General features: G+C 66.0%; 17 protein-coding genes. 2 read left to right on the top strand and 15 right to left on the bottom strand.

Annotation, left to right across the window (positions count from 1 at the left end; genetic code table 11):
- Positions 1-36 precede the first annotated feature (36 nt).
- The 5 genes from LPN03_RS03770 to infC all read right to left on the bottom strand — a co-directional run bounded on the left by LPN03_RS03770 (position 37) and on the right by infC (position 4,008).
- Positions 37-969: a cation diffusion facilitator family transporter gene (locus LPN03_RS03770; protein ID WP_262453179.1), complete on the bottom strand. Its 933-nt coding sequence runs from the start codon at positions 967-969 to the stop codon at positions 37-39.
- Positions 970-1,021: 52 nt separating this feature from the next.
- On the bottom strand, positions 1,022-1,933 hold the full coding sequence (locus tag LPN03_RS03765; RefSeq protein ID WP_165179985.1) for a TrmH family RNA methyltransferase: 912 nt from the start codon (positions 1,931-1,933) through the stop codon (positions 1,022-1,024).
- 61 nt (positions 1,934-1,994) lie between these two features.
- Positions 1,995-2,378, bottom strand: coding sequence for a 50S ribosomal protein L20 (gene rplT / locus LPN03_RS03760; RefSeq protein WP_165179986.1), 384 nt, complete (start codon positions 2,376-2,378; stop codon positions 1,995-1,997).
- Positions 2,379-2,485: 107 nt separating this feature from the next.
- Positions 2,486-2,680, bottom strand: coding sequence for a 50S ribosomal protein L35 (rpmI, locus tag LPN03_RS03755; protein WP_054010474.1), 195 nt, complete (start codon positions 2,678-2,680; stop codon positions 2,486-2,488).
- Between the two features lie 107 nt (positions 2,681-2,787).
- Entirely contained in the window at positions 2,788-4,008 is a 1,221-nt protein-coding gene (gene infC / locus LPN03_RS03750) for a translation initiation factor IF-3 (RefSeq protein ID WP_410468553.1), read from the bottom strand.
- 185 nt (positions 4,009-4,193) lie between these two features.
- On the opposite strand from infC, the gene LPN03_RS03745 reads away from it, so the two are divergent.
- On the top strand, positions 4,194-4,601 hold the full coding sequence (locus LPN03_RS03745; protein WP_165179987.1) for a DUF1844 domain-containing protein: 408 nt from the start codon (positions 4,194-4,196) through the stop codon (positions 4,599-4,601).
- Between the two features lie 32 nt (positions 4,602-4,633).
- Here LPN03_RS03745 and LPN03_RS03740 read toward each other — a convergent pair whose 3' ends face one another.
- The 8 genes from LPN03_RS03740 to LPN03_RS03705 form a co-directional block, all read right to left on the bottom strand.
- Entirely contained in the window at positions 4,634-6,019 is a 1,386-nt protein-coding gene (locus LPN03_RS03740) for an MFS transporter (RefSeq protein WP_262453178.1), read from the bottom strand.
- Between the two features lie 60 nt (positions 6,020-6,079).
- Entirely contained in the window at positions 6,080-6,979 is a 900-nt protein-coding gene (locus tag LPN03_RS03735) for an SseB family protein (RefSeq protein WP_165179989.1), read from the bottom strand.
- 4 nt (positions 6,980-6,983) lie between these two features.
- Entirely contained in the window at positions 6,984-7,724 is a 741-nt protein-coding gene (gene priA / locus LPN03_RS03730; protein WP_165180201.1) for a bifunctional 1-(5-phosphoribosyl)-5-((5-phosphoribosylamino)methylideneamino)imidazole-4-carboxamide isomerase/phosphoribosylanthranilate isomerase PriA, read from the bottom strand.
- Between the two features lie 46 nt (positions 7,725-7,770).
- On the bottom strand, positions 7,771-7,926 hold the full coding sequence (locus LPN03_RS03725; protein WP_262453177.1) for a hypothetical protein: 156 nt from the start codon (positions 7,924-7,926) through the stop codon (positions 7,771-7,773).
- The gene (gene hisH, locus LPN03_RS03720; protein ID WP_262453176.1) at positions 7,926-8,606 is read right to left on the bottom strand and encodes an imidazole glycerol phosphate synthase subunit HisH; all 681 of its coding nucleotides are present in this window, start codon (positions 8,604-8,606) and stop codon (positions 7,926-7,928) included. Before hisH ends, LPN03_RS03725 begins: the two co-directional genes overlap by 1 nt.
- Positions 8,603-9,229, bottom strand: coding sequence for an imidazoleglycerol-phosphate dehydratase HisB (gene hisB / locus LPN03_RS03715; RefSeq protein WP_165179991.1), 627 nt, complete (start codon positions 9,227-9,229; stop codon positions 8,603-8,605). Before hisB ends, hisH begins: the two co-directional genes overlap by 4 nt.
- 202 nt (positions 9,230-9,431) lie before the next feature.
- Complete coding sequence (locus LPN03_RS03710; RefSeq protein ID WP_262453175.1) at positions 9,432-10,529, bottom strand: histidinol-phosphate transaminase; 1,098 nt, start codon at positions 10,527-10,529, stop codon at positions 9,432-9,434.
- Between the two features lie 66 nt (positions 10,530-10,595).
- Positions 10,596-10,973: a LysM peptidoglycan-binding domain-containing protein gene (locus tag LPN03_RS03705; RefSeq protein WP_165179993.1), complete on the bottom strand. Its 378-nt coding sequence runs from the start codon at positions 10,971-10,973 to the stop codon at positions 10,596-10,598.
- A 353-nt stretch (positions 10,974-11,326) separates the two neighbouring features.
- On the opposite strand from LPN03_RS03705, the gene lexA reads away from it, so the two are divergent.
- Positions 11,327-12,070 carry a transcriptional repressor LexA gene (gene lexA, locus LPN03_RS03700; protein ID WP_370875247.1) on the top strand — a complete coding sequence of 248 codons (744 nt, stop codon included), beginning with the start codon at positions 11,327-11,329 and terminating at the stop codon, positions 12,068-12,070.
- Between the two features lie 94 nt (positions 12,071-12,164).
- On the opposite strand, the gene LPN03_RS03695 is transcribed toward lexA, so the two are convergent.
- On the bottom strand, positions 12,165-14,240 hold the full coding sequence (locus LPN03_RS03695) for an ATP-dependent DNA helicase (protein ID WP_165179994.1): 2,076 nt from the start codon (positions 14,238-14,240) through the stop codon (positions 12,165-12,167).
- Entirely contained in the window at positions 14,233-15,942 is a 1,710-nt protein-coding gene (gene hflX, locus LPN03_RS03690) for a GTPase HflX (protein ID WP_165179995.1), read from the bottom strand. The genes LPN03_RS03695 and hflX overlap by 8 nt, the downstream gene beginning before the upstream one ends.
- Positions 15,943-15,960: the final 18 nt, after the last annotated feature.

Genomic DNA, 15,960 nt, shown 5'->3' with positions numbered 1-15,960 from the left:
TCCGAGGTGCCACCGCACGCCCGGCGCCGTCAAGTACTACGGCTGGATGTCCGCGGTGGCGGAGTAGATGTCCGGTTCCAGGTAGATGACCCGGGCAATGGGGACGGCCGCGCGGACGCGCTTCTCGGCGTCGTCAATGGCGGCTGCAATCTGGGCGCCGGTCTCTGACTTGTCCACGGCGATCTTCGCCGCCACGAGCAGTTCCTCGGGTCCCAGGTGCAGGGTCTTCAGGTGGATGATGCGGCTCACGCCGGGCCCGAGCAGGGCTTGTTCAATGGCGCGGACGTCCTCTTCCGTGGCGGATTCACCGAGCAGCAGGGACTTGGTCTCCACGGCCAGGATGACGGCCACGCATACCAGCAGCACGCCGATGAGCGCCGTGCCGACGGCGTCCCAGTGTCCGTTGCCTGTTGCAATGGTCATGCTGACGCCGAATAGTGCAAAAATCAGGCCCAGCAGGGCGGCCGAGTCTTCAAGCAGCACGGCCGGCAGCTCGGGCGCCTTGGCCGTCCTAATGAACTGGGCCCAACTCTTCGAACCGCGGGTGTGGTTGGATTCCTTGATGGCCGTGCGGAAGGAGTTGCCCTCCAGGAGGATCGAGCCCACCAGCACCGCCAGCGGGACCCACGCCCACTGCGCATCCATGGCGTGCGGATGCTGCCACTTTGAATATGCCTCATACAGGGCAAAGACTCCGCCCACGCTGAACAAGATGATGGACACCAGAAAGGCGTACACGTAGCGTTCGCGGCCATACCCGAAGGGGTGCTCAGCGCTGGCCTGCCGCTTGGCCCGCTTGCCGCCGAGCAGCAGCAAGAGCTGGTTGCCGGAGTCCGCCAGCGAGTGGATGGACTCGGCCAGCATGGACGAGGAAAGCGTGAGCAGGTAGGCAAGAAACTTCAGCACCGCAATGGCCAGATTTGCTGCCAGTGCCGCGACAATGGCTTTGCTGCCGCCACCATGGGCCATGATTGTTCCCCTTCAAGGAGTGGTGCCCCGCATCATGCGGTGCCGGTTGCTTTCAGTCGGCGCGGCGCTGTGCCCTGGCGCTGGCGTACAGGCAGACGGTGGCTGCCGTGCCAAGGTTCAGCGATTCCGCCTCGCCGTAGACGGGGACGGCCACGCGGTGGTCCGCCAGCGCCTTTTCCTCGCCTGCGAGGCCCTGGGCCTCGTTGCCGAAGAGCCACAGGGTTGGTTCCTCGAGGGCATACTGTGAATCAGGGATCTGCTGTTCAAAGGCCCGTGCGGCACTTTCATCCTGGAGCAGGTCCAGGTTCAGCTGGCCGTAACCGTCTGCTGCCAGCACGCCCACGCCAGCGGCCTTGGCCGCACTGACCACCTCGGCCAGCTCGACTCCGCGGACCACGGGAAGGTGGAACAGGGAGCCGGCCGTGGAACGGACGGCCTTCGGGTTGTAGATGTCCACGCTGGAGTTGGAGAAGATGACGGCGTCCGCCCCGGCCGCATCCGCCGCCCGCAGCACCGTTCCTGCGTTGCCGGGATCCTGAACGCGGCACAGCATGGCGATCAGCTTGGGCTTGGCGGCCAGTACCTCCTCCAGCGGCACATCGACAAAATTGCAGACGGCAACCACGCCCTGGGGCGTCACGGTGTCCGTCATCGCGGACAGGACCAAGTCGCTGGCAATGCGGACCTGCAGCTGCGAGCCCTTCGGTGAGGCCAGTTCGAAAAGCTCCGGATGGCGCTTGAGGCACTCCACGGTGGCGTACACGGCCTCGACGACGGCCGTGCCGCCGGCGTCCAAGCAGTCCCGGTGGGCCTGCAGTGCCTCCCGTACTGCCTGGGGGCCCTCCACGAAGAATTGGCGGCGCTTTAAACGGCCCGAGCGCCCGGCCAGCTTTGCAACGTCCCTCACTCGATCTGCTCGAGGATTGGTCATTGCATCTGCTGGCGGGCGCCCGGGTTCATTCATGCTTAGGACTTTAGCAGTCGGCCGCGATGAAAATGGAACTGGGGGTTCCGTCCGTTTTGCGCTACTTTGCCGCCGGTGCGGAGGTGTCTGCAGGCAATGCGGCCTTGGCGATCTTGACCAGTGCGGCGAAGGCACCGGCGTCGTTCACGGCCAGGTCTGCAAGCATGCGGCGGTCAACTTCAACCTCGGCAGCCTTCAGGCCCTGGATCAGGCGGTTGTAGGTCAGGCCGTTGGCGCGGGATGCAGCGTTGATGCGCTGGATCCACAGGCGGCGGAAGTCGCCCTTGCGCTTGCGGCGGTCGCCGTAGCTGTACACGAACGAGTGCAGCAGCTGCTCCTTGGCCTTGCGGTACAGGCGCGAACGCTGTCCGCGGTAACCCTTTGCCCGCTCAAGAACAACCCGACGCTTTTTGTGGGCGTTTACCGCCCGCTTCACACGTGCCACGTGCGTACTCCTTCAAATTTTTGTTATCCCAAGCCAATCAAGCCAGGGAAGGCCCTGATGAAATGGCGCGTCCCCTTCGAGGGGCCAGCACCGATTGACTTGCGAAACTAGATGCCGAGCATCTTCTTGATGTTGCGGACATCTGCCTTGGCGACGGTGAGGTCGCCCTTGAGGCGGCGCTTCAGGCTGGAGGGCTTGTGCTCCAGGTAGTGGCGGCGATTGGCCTGCTGGCGACGAAGCTTGCCGGAACCGGTCAGCTTGAATCGCTTCTTTGCACCACTGTGTGTCTTCATTTTAGGCATGAGGACCTGTCTCCTTACGTTTCCACCGGCGCTGCCTGTGGTTCTCTTGCAGCGACTGGTTGGGTCACTGTCGGGGTGTATATTCACCGCTGGAAAGGCTGAAAGCCTTACTCAGCTGAGTTCTTGGATTCCGCTGCCGCCGGGCTCTTTGCAGGCGCGGCCTTGGCAGCGGGCTTTGTTGCGGACTTGGGTGACGCCTTGGCCGCGGGCTTTGCCGCTACGGGCTTTGCCATGGGCTTGGGCATCGGGATGGGCCTGGGCATGGCGGCCGGCTTGGCTGCCGCCGGTGCTGCCGCCGGCTTGACTGCAGCCTTGGCCGCGGGGGCCGGGGCCTTCGCGGCCGGTGCTGCAGCGACCTTTGCAGCCGGTGCCTTGGCAGGCGCCTTTGCAGCTGCGGGCGCCGCAGCTGCCGGGACAGGCTCGACGGCGGCAGCCGGCGCGGCGGATGCGTCCACCTTTGCCGATTCCTCCTTGACAGAGGGTGCTGCCGCAGCGGGTGCCTCGGCGGCCGGTGCTTCAGCAACCGGGGTTGCCGCAGCGGGTGCTGCGTCCTCGCCCAGGTGCAGGCCCGATGGCAGCAGGTCTGCCAGGGACTGGGTCATGGGGGCCTTGTTGTCACGGTCCACGTCCACGCGGGCCGTGCCATTGGCCACGGCCTCGTTGTGGGCCTTGGCATCGGCACGCTGCTGGTTGCGCCGTGCTTCCGCCTTGGCTTCAGCCTTGTTCTTCAGCGGGCCGATCACCATGACCATGTTGCGCCCGTCAATGCGGGGGCTGGACTCGATGGCGCCCACCTCCGCAACGTCGGTGGCGAACTTTTGGAGCAGGCGGATGCCCATCTCGGGTCGCTGCTGTTCGCGGCCGCGGAACTGGATCATGGCCTTGACCTTGTCGCCGGCTCCGAGGAAGCGCAGTGCATGGCCGCGCTTGGTCTCATAGTCGTGCTTGTCAATCTTGAGGCGGAAGCGGATTTCCTTCAGAACAGTGTTCGTCTGGTTCTTCCGGGCTTCACGCGCCTTGACGGCGGCCTCGTACTTGTACTTACCGAAGTCCATCAGTTTGCAAACCGGCGGCTTGGCCGTCGGTGCTACCTCAACCAGATCCAAGTCCGACTCGGCAGCCAAACGGAGGGCGTCCTCAATGCGGACGATCCCTACTTGTTCACCTGCCGGTCCAACCAACCGCACCTCAGGGACGCGGATACGATCATTGATGCGTGGCTCGCTAATGTGTAACTCCTGATGACATAAAGAAATGTGTTTGCCATCAGCAACGAAGAAGGCCCCCGCTGCTGATGCAATCGGAGGCCTCGATAAGGATGGGTGCACGCCACCGTCGTTTCCTGGGGTGCGGACTGCCTTCACATGAAAGGCTCCAACCTGAACCAGACAACGCCATTGCTGGGTCGAAAGGTGGGAGAGGACTCCACTTGCAAGCTGAGTGCGTGCCAGATCACGGGTTTGAACCCCGCGTCGGTCATGACACCCAACCGGTCTGTGACAAGCTTAGCAGTATGAACACCCCAGATAATAATTCACACACCCGGCACAGCTTTGACTCCACTTCCGAGGAGGCTGCCGGCAGTGTCGACGCAGCCAGCGCAGTGCGTGACATTGCCGAAGTTCCCGCCGTTGAGGTCATCACAACCGCAGCCGTTCACCTCATGAGCGCGGCAGCCGTCAAGTGCGGGCTCGCCGCCGGCCCCGACGCCGAGGCGCTGAAGGACCTCGACGAGGCCCGCAAGCTCATCACCGCGCTGGCCGGATTCATCACGGCCGCGGCCCCGGAGATTGGCAGCCAGCATGCCGGCCCCTTGCGCGACGGGCTGCGTTCCCTCCAGCTGGCCTTCCGCGAAGCGTCGCCGTTCCCGGACGCCCCGGGCAAGGGGCCGGGCGAGAAGTTCACCGGCGCCGTCAATTAATTGACCTGCTCCCGGCGCGTCAGCTCCGGGCCCTAGACGGCGTCGGGCTCGTCCACCAGCTCGTCAATTTGCGCCTTGGCCGGCTCGCCCCGGTCAGGCGCCCCCGGCCGGGCGTTGCCGCCGTCGGCGCTCACACCGAGGCGGCCGCGCCGGGCCCCTTGTGCGATCAGGCCTGCTGCCGCGAGGATGCCTGCCAACGCGCCGATGACCACAAACCCGGACCACGGCCCGACGGCGTCGATCATGGCGCCCGCAAAAGGCGCACCCAAAGCGCTGCCGATCGTCATGGACGAGCCATACCAGCCCATGGCCTCGCCGCGCCGGCGCTCCTCCACCAGGTCGGCAATGTGCTCGGCACTTGAGGTCAGCACGGGTGCGCACAGCAGGCCCGGCAGGATGGAAAGCAACCCCAGCGTCCACGCGTCGGTGGCAAAGCCCATGGGAATCGTCAGCAGGGCCATGGCCCCGAGCAGCCAGAGCGGGTTGATGGAGCGCCGCAGCGAACCGTAGATCAGGCCGCCCAGCAGCGACGCACCGCACCAGAAAAAGAACACGATGCCGAGCTCGCCCACCTGACCGTTGTGGCGCAGCACCGCCACCATGCCGACGTCGGTGCCGGACAGCACCAGCCCGGCCCCGAGCGATGCTCCAAGGACCGCGAGCACGGCCAGATTGACCCAGGACAGGTTGCCGCGGGCCGCACCCCAGAACCGGCGGAACCTTGTCCGCGGCTGCCCCGTCACCGGCCGGCTGGCGTCGCCGGCAATCAGCGCCGTCGGGGCATCGACTGCAATGTCGACACCCGTCGCGGCGGGTTCCAGGCAGGCGCCCTTTTGTCCTGTGCGGGTAGGCGGATTGGCCAGCATGAGCAACAATCCAGCCAGGGCCGAGGAAACCCCGATGATGACAAGTCCCACCACGGTGTGGGTGGTGGTGGCCAGCATGACGCCGGCAGCCGGGCCGACCATGAACGTGATTTCGGCCCCCATCGAGTCCAGTGCGTAGGCGGTGCGCCGTTGGTGCTGCGGCACCATGACCCCCAAGGACTGCCGCACCACCGAGAAGATGGGCACGGCAAACAATCCGCCGACGACGGCCGCCACCAGCAGTAGTTCATAGTTCAGGAAAGGTGCCGTGGACCAGACGGCCACTTCGGCGATGACAGAGGGCACTAGTGCCCGGCGCAGCCCGCGGATGTCCACCTGGCGGCCGCGCCAGGGGGCGCCGACAGCCATGCCGACCGTGATGGCCGCTGCCACTCCCCCGGCGGCCGCGTAGCTCATGTGCAGCGTTTCCACCACATGCAGCGTCAGGAGCACCCCGGCTGCGGCATGCGGAATTCGCGCGACCATGGCTATCAGCAGCAGCCGCCGCACGGGCGCTATCCGAAGCAGGGCCCGGTAGCCGGCAAAATTCACGTAAAGTCTTCTCTCTCGCGATGCATCGCAAGAGAGCGTCAGTTGCTCATTGCAATGGGGTTATGGTGTGGTGCCGGAATGGCGCAATCGTATTTGAACAGAATCAACGGACTCGGCGAAATGATCGCTGCCGGCCCAGAATTCCTGCAAGGAACGAAGCAGGGCCTCCACCGCAGGCTGGTCGAGCCCGGGCTGGAGGGTGATGGTGACAAGTAGTTCCGGTCCGGAGCCCCCGCCGGGGACTAACCGTCCAGACGGTTCAGTATTTTTGTCCCACAGGGATTCTATGCCCTTCCCGGGGCTGGCGGAAATGCCCACCACGGCCGGATTGGCGGCTGCGTCAACGGACTCCCGAAGCACCGCAAGCACGGCCGGGTCGCTGTATGCCGGCAGCCACTCCCGCTGCTGCGCAAGGGCCCACATGGCCGGGCGGCGCACCACAAAGGGCCGGTCCGAGCCAGGGTCCAGCACCAGCAGCTGCGCGTCCTCGGCGACGGCGGACAGTGCGGCCCGGGCGGTGTAGACAGCCACCGGCCGCGCCTCCGGATGCCAGGCGGACAGTGCCGCCGCGTGGGTAAAGGCTGGAAGCGCACGCCGCCCGTCGGGGGCCTGGACCGTCACGAGTGCCATGTCCGATTCCTTGTCCGCGGCCAGCCCCTGCTCCCCCACAGCCTGCGCGGCCAGCTGGGCCACTATGGGGATGAACACGCGCGCCTGCGCGAGGGACGCCACCACCGCCGCCTCGGAGCCTGTTCCCCCCAGCAACTGACCCACCGCAGCCTCGTAGCGCACGTCCGCAGCGCCGTCGTCCGCATCAAAGTTGTGGTAGCTTTCCCCCTCCGGAAGGGCACGCCCGGCCCACGGCTGCCCGGCGGAGTCAGTGGCCCCGCCGGCGCCGGCCAGGGCAGCGGCGATATGGCCGGGCAAGTGTCTTTTGTGCGTGGGAGGCATCTCTGGCATGGGACTATCGGCGTCCGGCCACGTCCAGGGCCTGCGGGAGCGTGAACTGGCCGGCGTACAGCGCCTTGCCCACGATGGCCCCCTCGACGCCGTCGCCCACCAGGGTGCGCAGCACGCGCAGGTCCTCCAGGCTGGAAATGCCGCCCGAGGCGACCACGGGCTTGGCGGTGCGGGCACACATTTCGCGCAGCAATTCCACGTTCGGCCCCTGCAGGGTGCCGTCCTTGGTGACATCGGTTACCACGTAACGGGCGCAGCCGGCGTCCTCCAGGCGGGCCAGGACCTCCCAGAGGTCGCCACCCTCCCGGGTCCAGCCGCGGCCTGCCAATGTGGTGCCGCGTACATCAAGCCCGACGGCGATCCGGTCACCAAATCGCTCAATGACTTTCGCCGTCCACGCCGGATTTTCCAGCGCCGCGGTGCCAAGGTTGACGCGGGCCGCACCGAGCTCCAGGGCGCCCTCCAGGGAGGCATCGTCTCGGATGCCGCCCGACAGCTCAACCTTGACGTCCAGTGCTGCCACCACCTCGCGCAACAGGGACTGGTTGCTGCCGCGCCCAAAGGCGGCGTCCAGGTCCACCAGATGCACCCATTCGGCGCCGTCATTCTGCCATGTCAGGGCAGCTTCCAGCGGGGAGCCGTAGCTGGTTTCCGAGCCGGCCTCGCCTTGGACAAGGCGCACGGCCTGGCCGTCGGCAACGTCAACGGCGGGCAGCAGTTCCAGGATGGGGGCATTGGTGGTCATGGGGTCCTCGGCGTTTTCATTCTTCGGGGTTGGGGCGGGCATGGACTCAGCCGCCCAGGGTAAACAGGTAGGCCGCCAGCAGTGACATCATGGCCAAAATGGCAAAACAGATGGGTATCCAGCGCGGTGTCTTTTGCTGGTAAAACGTGTAGGCGCCGCCAATAAGCATCCCGGCAAGCGCCATCAAGAGCAGGGACCACACTAGGCGGCGCCCTTTCGCAGGGACTGCACCCAGTTCCTCAGCAGCCGGGCCCCGGCGTCGCCGGACTTTTCGGGGTGGAATTGCGTGGCGCACAAGGGACCGTTCTCCACGGCCGCAATAAACGGAGCACCGTGTTCGGACCACGTGACCATGGGCGCCTTCATCTTGGGCTGGACCACGTCAAAGTTCCAGGTCTGGACCCCGTAGGAGTGGACAAAGTAAAAGCGTTCCGACTCAACACCGGAAAACAGGCGGGAGCCCTCGGCAACCTTGACCGTGTTCCACCCCATGTGCGGGACCACGTCGGCGGGCAGCAATTCGACGGTGCCTGGCCATTCGCCCATGCCGTCCACGCGCTCACCGTGCTCCACCCCGGCGTCAAAAAGCACCTGCAGGCCCACGCAAATGCCCAGGACCGGCCTGCCTCCGGCCACCCGCCGCCCGATCATGCGCAAGCCGTCCACGGCCTTCAGCTCCGCCATGACGGAGCCAAAGGCGCCCACGCCGGGCACCACCAGTCCGTCCGCGGACATGACGTCGTCGGGCTTGGCGCTCAGCGTGACAATCGCGCCGGCGCGTTCAAGGGCCCGGACGGCTGAGCGGACATTCCCCGAACCGTAGTCGAGGACGGTGACTGTCGGCCTGGCCGTAGTGCCAGTTTCGACGGAGTCGGTACTCACAGCAGTCCCTTCGTGGACGGAATGCCGGTGACCCGGGGGTCCGGCTCGACGGCGGCACGCAGTGCGCGGGCAAACGCCTTGAATTGGGCCTCCACGATGTGGTGGGGATCGCGGCCGGCAATGACCGTCATGTGCAGGCAGATTTGCGCATGCAAGGTAATGGCCTCGAACACGTGGCGCGTGAGGGAGCCGGTGAAGTGCCCGCCGATCAGATGGTACTCCTGGCCCGCAGGCTCTCCGCCGTGCACCAGGTAGGGGCGGCCCGAGACATCCACCACCGCGTTGGCGAGGGCCTCGTCGAGGGGGACGGTGGCCTCGCCAAAGCGCCGGATGCCCGCCTTGTTGCCGAGGGCCACCCGCAGCACCTCACCCAGGGAGATGGCCACGTCCTCCACGGTGTGGTGGACATCGATGTGGGTGTCGCCGGTGGCTTTGACGGTCATGTCAATGAGTGAGTGCTTGGAGAGCGCAGTCAGCATGTGGTCGTAAAACGGCACCGACGTGTCAATGGTCGACTTGCCCGTGCCGTCCAAGTTGATCTCGACCAGCACGCTGGATTCGCTCGTGGCACGTTCCAGCCGTGCCGTTCGTCCCTGGGCGGGCTGCGGGCTGTTCTCAGTCATTGTCAGGAGGTCCTTTGGATTGTTGGCTGCCGCCCGCCTTCCGATGGGCACAATGGGCGGCGGCCGCGCGCTTGGTGTACTAACAGTTTAGGAGGGCGGATGCCCATCCGCCCAACCGGGCCGGGCCCCTGTTGGCGGCGTGGGACCCCGTTGGGCGGCATGGGAGCGGCGACGGGGCCGCCCCCGCTCTCGGGTGGGGCGGCTAACGGGCCAGGATGGTGCGCAGCCCGTCAAGGAAGGCGGTGGTTTCGGCTTCAGTGCCTGCTGTCACCCGAAGGTGCCCGGGGATTCCCACGTCCCGGACGAGCACGCCAGCGGCCAGCAGCCCCTCCCACACGGCCTGTGGACTTTGGAGTCCGCCAAAGAACACGAAGTTGGAGTCAGACGGCGCCGGGGTCAGCCCAAGCGCTTCAAGTTCAGTGACAATGCGGTCCCGCTGGACCTTGATGGCTTCGACATTCGCCAACAGGGAATCCGAATTGCGCAGGGCAGCCACGGCCGTGGCCTGGGTGATGGCAGACAGGTGGTACGGCAGGCGGACCAGGCGGATGGCGTCGGCGACTTCGGGTGCAGACGCCAGATACCCGACCCGGGCGCCGGCGAGGGCAAACGCCTTGCTCATGGTCCGCGAGACCACCAGCCGCGGCCGGCCCTCCTGCAGCGTCAATGCACTGGGGGTGCCGGTGTGGGAGAACTCCGCATAGGCCTCATCGACTATGACAATGGCCTTCGACGCCTCGCCTGCTTCATACACCGCCTCCACGACGTTAAGCCCCAGCGCGGTGCCCGTGGGATTGTTTGGCGAGCACAGGAGGACAACATTGGGGGCCTGCCGGCGCACCTGGGCTGCGGCCGACCCGGCGGACAGGCCGAAGTCGCCATCCCGGGTCCCGGCCACATAGTCCGTGCCGGTGCCGCTGGCCAGCAGCGGGTACATCGAATATGTGGGGGGAAACCCCATGACACTGCGGCCCGGGCCCCCGAAGGCCTGGAGCAGTTGCTGCAGCACCTCGTTGGATCCGTTGGCGGCCCAGATGTTTTCCTCGGTCAGGCCGTGTCCCAAATAGGCGGCCAACGCACGGCGCAATTCGGTAAATTCCCGGTCAGGGTACCTGTTGAGGCCGTCGAGCTCGTCCGCCACAGCTTTCAGGATTGCTTCCTTGGCATCCAGCGGAACCCCGAAGGTGTTTTCATTGACGTTGAGCAGGATGGGAACGTCCAGCTGCGGTGCCCCATAGGGATGGCGCCCGCGCAGATCGTCGCGTAGCGGAAGCTGGCTGAGGCGTTCAAACTGGTCCATGGGACCAGTTTAAGGTGAACCGGAGCAGCTTTACGAACTCGTGACGGCGGGCGTCCCACCATGTGGTCACTTGGCGCGGGGTACGTAAAGCTGCTGCCCGGCCTGCAGGACGCCCGTGGTCAGGCCGTTGAGCGCCACGATATCGGAGACAACGTCCCGGATGTCGCGGGTGGGGTCGCTGGCGGCTGCTATCGACCAGAGGCTCTGGCCCTGCAGGACAGTCACGGTGCCCGCGTAGTCAGCCATGTCCACCGAGCTGTGGGTGGTGGCGGCATTTGCCGGGCTTGCAATGGCCCCGAGCAGCACCGCCAACAGGGTGAAAACCAGGGCCGACGCGACAAGGATGGAGGGGATGCCCAGCAACAGCACGCGCCCACGCCGGGTCAGCGTCAGTGGCCGGGCTGGAATATGGGGTCCCGCCTGGGAAAACACCAAAGCACTCATGATCGAAGTTCCTTTCACACCATGGAGGTTCATCCTGTGCGTTTCCTGCCCAGGGCAGGTGCCGCAGCGGTTCCGCAGGAGCCAACTTCCATACACATTTTCATTGCTAGAACGTATGTTCTAACCGATGTACTACAGTTTTAGCATCTATTGACGACTGTTGCCAAGACTCGATAGAACAAATGTTTGAAATTCGCCCGATTCTGGCTTAATCTTGAAGTCAAGGACTAGCTGCTAATGGCAGTCCACCAGCAGGCACTGACATTTATGGGCCACCCGCACAGGCGGGCCCCTACAGGCAGACAGAGTGGATGCAGGCAGATGGCTGCAGGCCACGAAAGGACCGAAGGACCATGGCGCTACCGGAACCTCCGCACCGCATCCCGCAGGCCCCCAGCAGGGCGGGCATGAAGGGCCTGACCGTGCGGCAGAAAAAGATCCTGGAATGCATCCAGCGCTCCATTGCCGACAAGGGCTACCCGCCGTCCATGCGCGAGATTGGCGACGACGTCGGCCTGGCCAGCCTGTCCAGCGTCACGCACCAGTTGACCCAGCTGGAACGGCACGGCTACCTCCGCCGGGACCCCAAGCGCCCTCGCGCCATGGAAGTGCTGATCCCCCTGGTCCTGGACGACGGCATGGTGGAAATCGAGGGAGTTGAGGCCCCCAACCGCATCCGCAGCTCCAACGGCCTGAACTTCGCCGAGCTCAGCAGCTCCTCCGACACGGCATTTGTGCCGCTTGTCGGCCGCATTGCAGCCGGCGGGCCCATCCTCGCCGACCAGGTCGTGGATGACATCATGCCGCTGCCGCGCCAGATTGTGGGCAGCGGGGAACTCTTCATGCTCAAGGTTGCCGGCGACTCCATGGTCGACGCGGCCATCTGCGACGGCGATTGGGTTGTTGTGCGGCGCCAAAACACGGCCAACAATGGAGAAATCGTGGCCGCCCTCCTTGAGGACGAGGCCACAGTCAAGACTTTCCGCCAGCGCGACGGCCACACGTGGCTGCTGCCGCAGAACACCCGCTACGAGCCAATCCTCGGCGACACTGCCACGATCATGGGCAAAGTGGTTTCAGTCCTGCGCAGCCTGTAGGCAGGCCCGCAGCAGGACCGGGAGGGGTCTGCGGGCAGGCTGCCCAGCTGGCGATGCAGCCGGCTGGGCAGCCGGCCCGCCCACCGGGCCGGCCCTACTTGCCGGACAGTCTCTGGAGTGCTGAGAGGGCCACCGTACGGTCCTTGGTGGACCAGAACGGCGGGAGCGCGGCGCGCAGGAACCCGCCGTAGCTGGCATTTGCGAGGCGGGAGTCAAGGACTGCGACAACACCGCGGTCGCTGCTGGAGCGGATCAGCCGCCCCACCCCTTGCGCGAGCCTGATGGCCGCATGGGTCGCGGAGATGGCAATGAACCCATCGCCGCCGCTTTGGGCCACGGCGCGGGCCCTGGCCGTGACGAGGGGATCGTCCGGGCGCGGGAACGGAATCCTGTCAATGACCACGAGCCGGCAGGAGGCGCCCTGGACGTCCACACCCTGCCAGAGGGACATGGTGCCAAACAGGCATGTGTCCGGTTCGTCGGCAAACTGCTTGATGAGCCCCGCCATGGAGGAGTCCCCCTGGCAGAGGATTTTCACCTTGAGCTTCTTCCGGAGCTTCTCCGCGGCGTCTTCCGCGGCCCGCCGCGAGGAGAACAAGGCAAGGGTGCCGCCGCCCGCGGCCGTGATGAGTGCCTCCAGTTCGGCGAGCTGCTCGGGCGAGTTGCCAAAGCCTGGCTTGGCCAGGTGCGCCGCCACGTACAGCATCCCCTGCTTGGGATAGTCGAAAGGTGACCCGACGTCCGCCCCGGTCCAGTCGGGTGCACCGGCGCCCAGCAGCCCCAGTCCCCCGGCCGTTGCCTGGAAGGACTCGCCAATGGCCAGCGTGGCGGACGTCAGGATGACGGTGTGGTCCGCGAAGAGTCCCTCGCGCAGCTTGCCGGCCACGCTGAGGGGCGCGATGTTGACGACAGGCGGTTCGCCGTCGTCGGCCTTTTGATAGCCCTGCCCCGGCTTGAACGTGCCTGGGCGCGAGGCCCACACCACCTCCCGGGAATCGCCGGCGGCCAGCAGCCTTTCGCACAGGTCAAAGATGAGGTTCAGCCGGGCCCGGGCAATGGAGCGGCCGCCATCAGCTGCGGCACTGCCTTCCGGCTTCGAATCGGACAGTGCCGCCCGGGCTGCGTCCCGCAACTGTTCGACGGCGGACGTGTGGGACTCACTGAGTCCATTGGGCAGCAGTCCTGTCGGCGTTCCCGCGAACGCCAGGTCCAGTGCGGCGGCGGCGGCATGCAGGGCATCCACCGAGATTCCGGTGTGCTTGCGAGTGCTGGACGCCGCCGCCTGGACCATCTGCACGGAGAGCTGGCCGGTGACGGCGCCGGTGACCCGGTCCTGCAGCTCATGGGCCTCGTCCACCACCACCACGTCGTAGTCCGGCAGCACAGCAATGCCTTCAAAGGCGCTGATGGCAAGCATGGCGTGGTTGGTCACCACGATGTCGGCCTCGGCACCCTTGGCCCGGGCCAATTCGGAGAAGCAGGTCTCGGCCAGCGGGCACTTTTGGGCGCCCAGACATTCCATGGACGTCACTGACACCTGGCGCCAGGCCTTGTCCGTGACACCGGGGAGCAGTTCGTCGCGGTCGCCTGTTTCGGTTTCCTCTGCCCACTCGCGCAGGCGCACCACCTCACGCCCCAGCGGCGAGGTGGGTCCCGTGGTGGCGCCGGGCAAGTGCGCCACGCTCGAGTCCTCCCCCAGGCTGAACAAAGCGCCCTCGGAGGAATCCTCTGAGGGGAAGCCTCCCCCGAGTTTGTGCCGGCAAACATAGTTGCTGCGGCCCTTCACGAGCGCCACGTCGATGGGCCGGGGCAGCAGCGGTTCGAGGGCGGCCAGCAGCCTGGGCACGTCCCGTCCCACAATCTGGGCCTGCAGCGCCAGGGTGGCGGTGGCCACGACGGACGGCTTTCCGCTGTCGAGGGCGTGCACGATCAAGGGAATGAGGTACGCCAGTGACTTTCCTGTGCCCGTGCCGGCCTGGACCAGCAGGTGGTTGCCTGTTTCGATGGAGTCAACCACGCGGCGGACCATCTCATGCTGGCCTTCGCGGAGCTGCCCGCCCATGGCGGTCACGGCGCAGTCCAGCAGCTCCAGCGCCTGTGCAGCCCGTGCCTTCTCGCCGGCGGAACTGTTCGGGCCGGTTGCGCCGGTGGCGGTTGCCGTATCACCCATGCTGGACAAAGGGCTCAACCTCGGAGGCCAAGTCTTCACGAACGTGCACATGTGCCATGGTGCCGTGTTCACCGTGCTCCAGGCTGATGATTTCGGCATCACTGCGGTGCAGCCTGTTCAAAACATCCCCCCTGTCATACGGGATCAACAGGGTCAGGTCAACGCTGGGCCGCGGGATGGATTCACTGATGGCTTCCAACAGTTCATCAATGCCCTGCCCGGTCCGGGCGGAGACCACCACGGTGCGGGGTTCGTGCTGGCGGAGCCTTTCCACCACAAAGGGGTCGGCAATGTCGGCTTTGTTCAGAATGATGATTTCCGGAATTTTCAGGGCACCGACTTCCGCGAATACGCTGCGCACGGCCGCGATCTGCCCCTCAGGGTCCGGGTGGGAAGCATCGACAATGTGCAGGATGAGGTCAGCGTCCGCCACTTCCTCCAGGGTTGAACGGAAGGCCTCCACCAGCTGGGTGGGCAGGGAGCGGACGAATCCGACAGTGTCAACCAGGGTGTAGCCCAGCCCGTCCGAGGTCTCGGTCTTCCTGACGGTGGGGTCCAGCGTGGCAAACAAGGCGTTTTCCACCAGGACGCCGGCGTCGGTGAGCCGGTTGAGCAGTGAGGACTTTCCGGCGTTGGTGTAACCGGCGATGGCCACGGAGGGAACCGCATTGCGCTTGCGGTTGGCCCGCTTCGTTTCGCGGGCAGGCTTCATGGCCGCAATCTCACGGCGCAGCTTGGCCATGCGGGTGCGAATCTTCCGGCGGTCAAGTTCCATCTTGGTTTCACCGGGGCCGCGGGAGCCGATGCCGCCACCGGCTGTGCCGACCCGCCCGCCGGCCTGGCGGGACATGGATTCGCCCCAGCCACGCAGGCGCGGCAGCAGGTACTCCATCTGCGCCAATTCCACCTGGGCGCGGCCTTCGCGTGACTGCGCATGCTGGGCAAAAATATCCAGGATCAGGGCGGTCCGGTCGATGACCTTGACCTTGACCACCTCCTCAAGGGTGCGGCGCTGGGAGGGGGCCAGGTCACCGTCAATGATCACGGTGTCAGCACCCGTGGCGTGCACGATGTCCTTCAGTTCCTGGGCCTTGCCCTGGCCCAGGTAGGTGGCAGGGTCCGGCTTGGCACGGCGCTGCACCAGCCCGTCCAGCACCTCCGAGCCGGCGGTCTCCGCCAGCGCCGCCAATTCACGCAGCGAATTTTCCGCATCAGCCATGGTGCCGTTGGACCACAGCCCTGCCAGGACCACGCGTTCCAGGCGCAGCTGGCGGTATTCAACCTCGGTGACGTCCTCCAGCTCGGTGGACAGCCCGGCCTTGCGGCGCAGGGCGTTGCGTTCTTCAAGTTCGGACTGGTCGCCGTCGAACCTGCTGTGTTCAAAGGCCAAGTCCGAGACCGCCTGGGCCCGCCCCAGTGCGGGGTGGCTGCTGGCCGCGGATTGGGGGTCCTCGGCGTCCAACCGTGCCTCCTCGCGGACGGCACGGCCGACAGCTGCATCCTTGGCCAGGATGCGGTCGATGACGGCCTCGATCTCGGCCACGGAAAGGTCCTGTCCGGAGCCGGTTCCGGCTGCCTTGTCCGCCGTGCTGGAGGTGGCGGTGCCCGAACCGTCCGCCGCTGAACCGGAACCGTGGGCACCCGATTCGCTCGGGGGCACGTTCCGGTCGGCGGAACCGAGGGGTGCAGATGCGTTGGTCATGTTCTCCTTATGGGGTTG

It is taken from the genome of Arthrobacter sp. A2-55 (assembly GCF_025548615.1).
GTDB lineage: Bacteria > Actinomycetota > Actinomycetes > Actinomycetales > Micrococcaceae > Specibacter > Specibacter silviterrae.
Note: the sequence above shows the minus strand (reverse complement) of the source record. Positions and strands in the feature narration are given on the sequence as shown.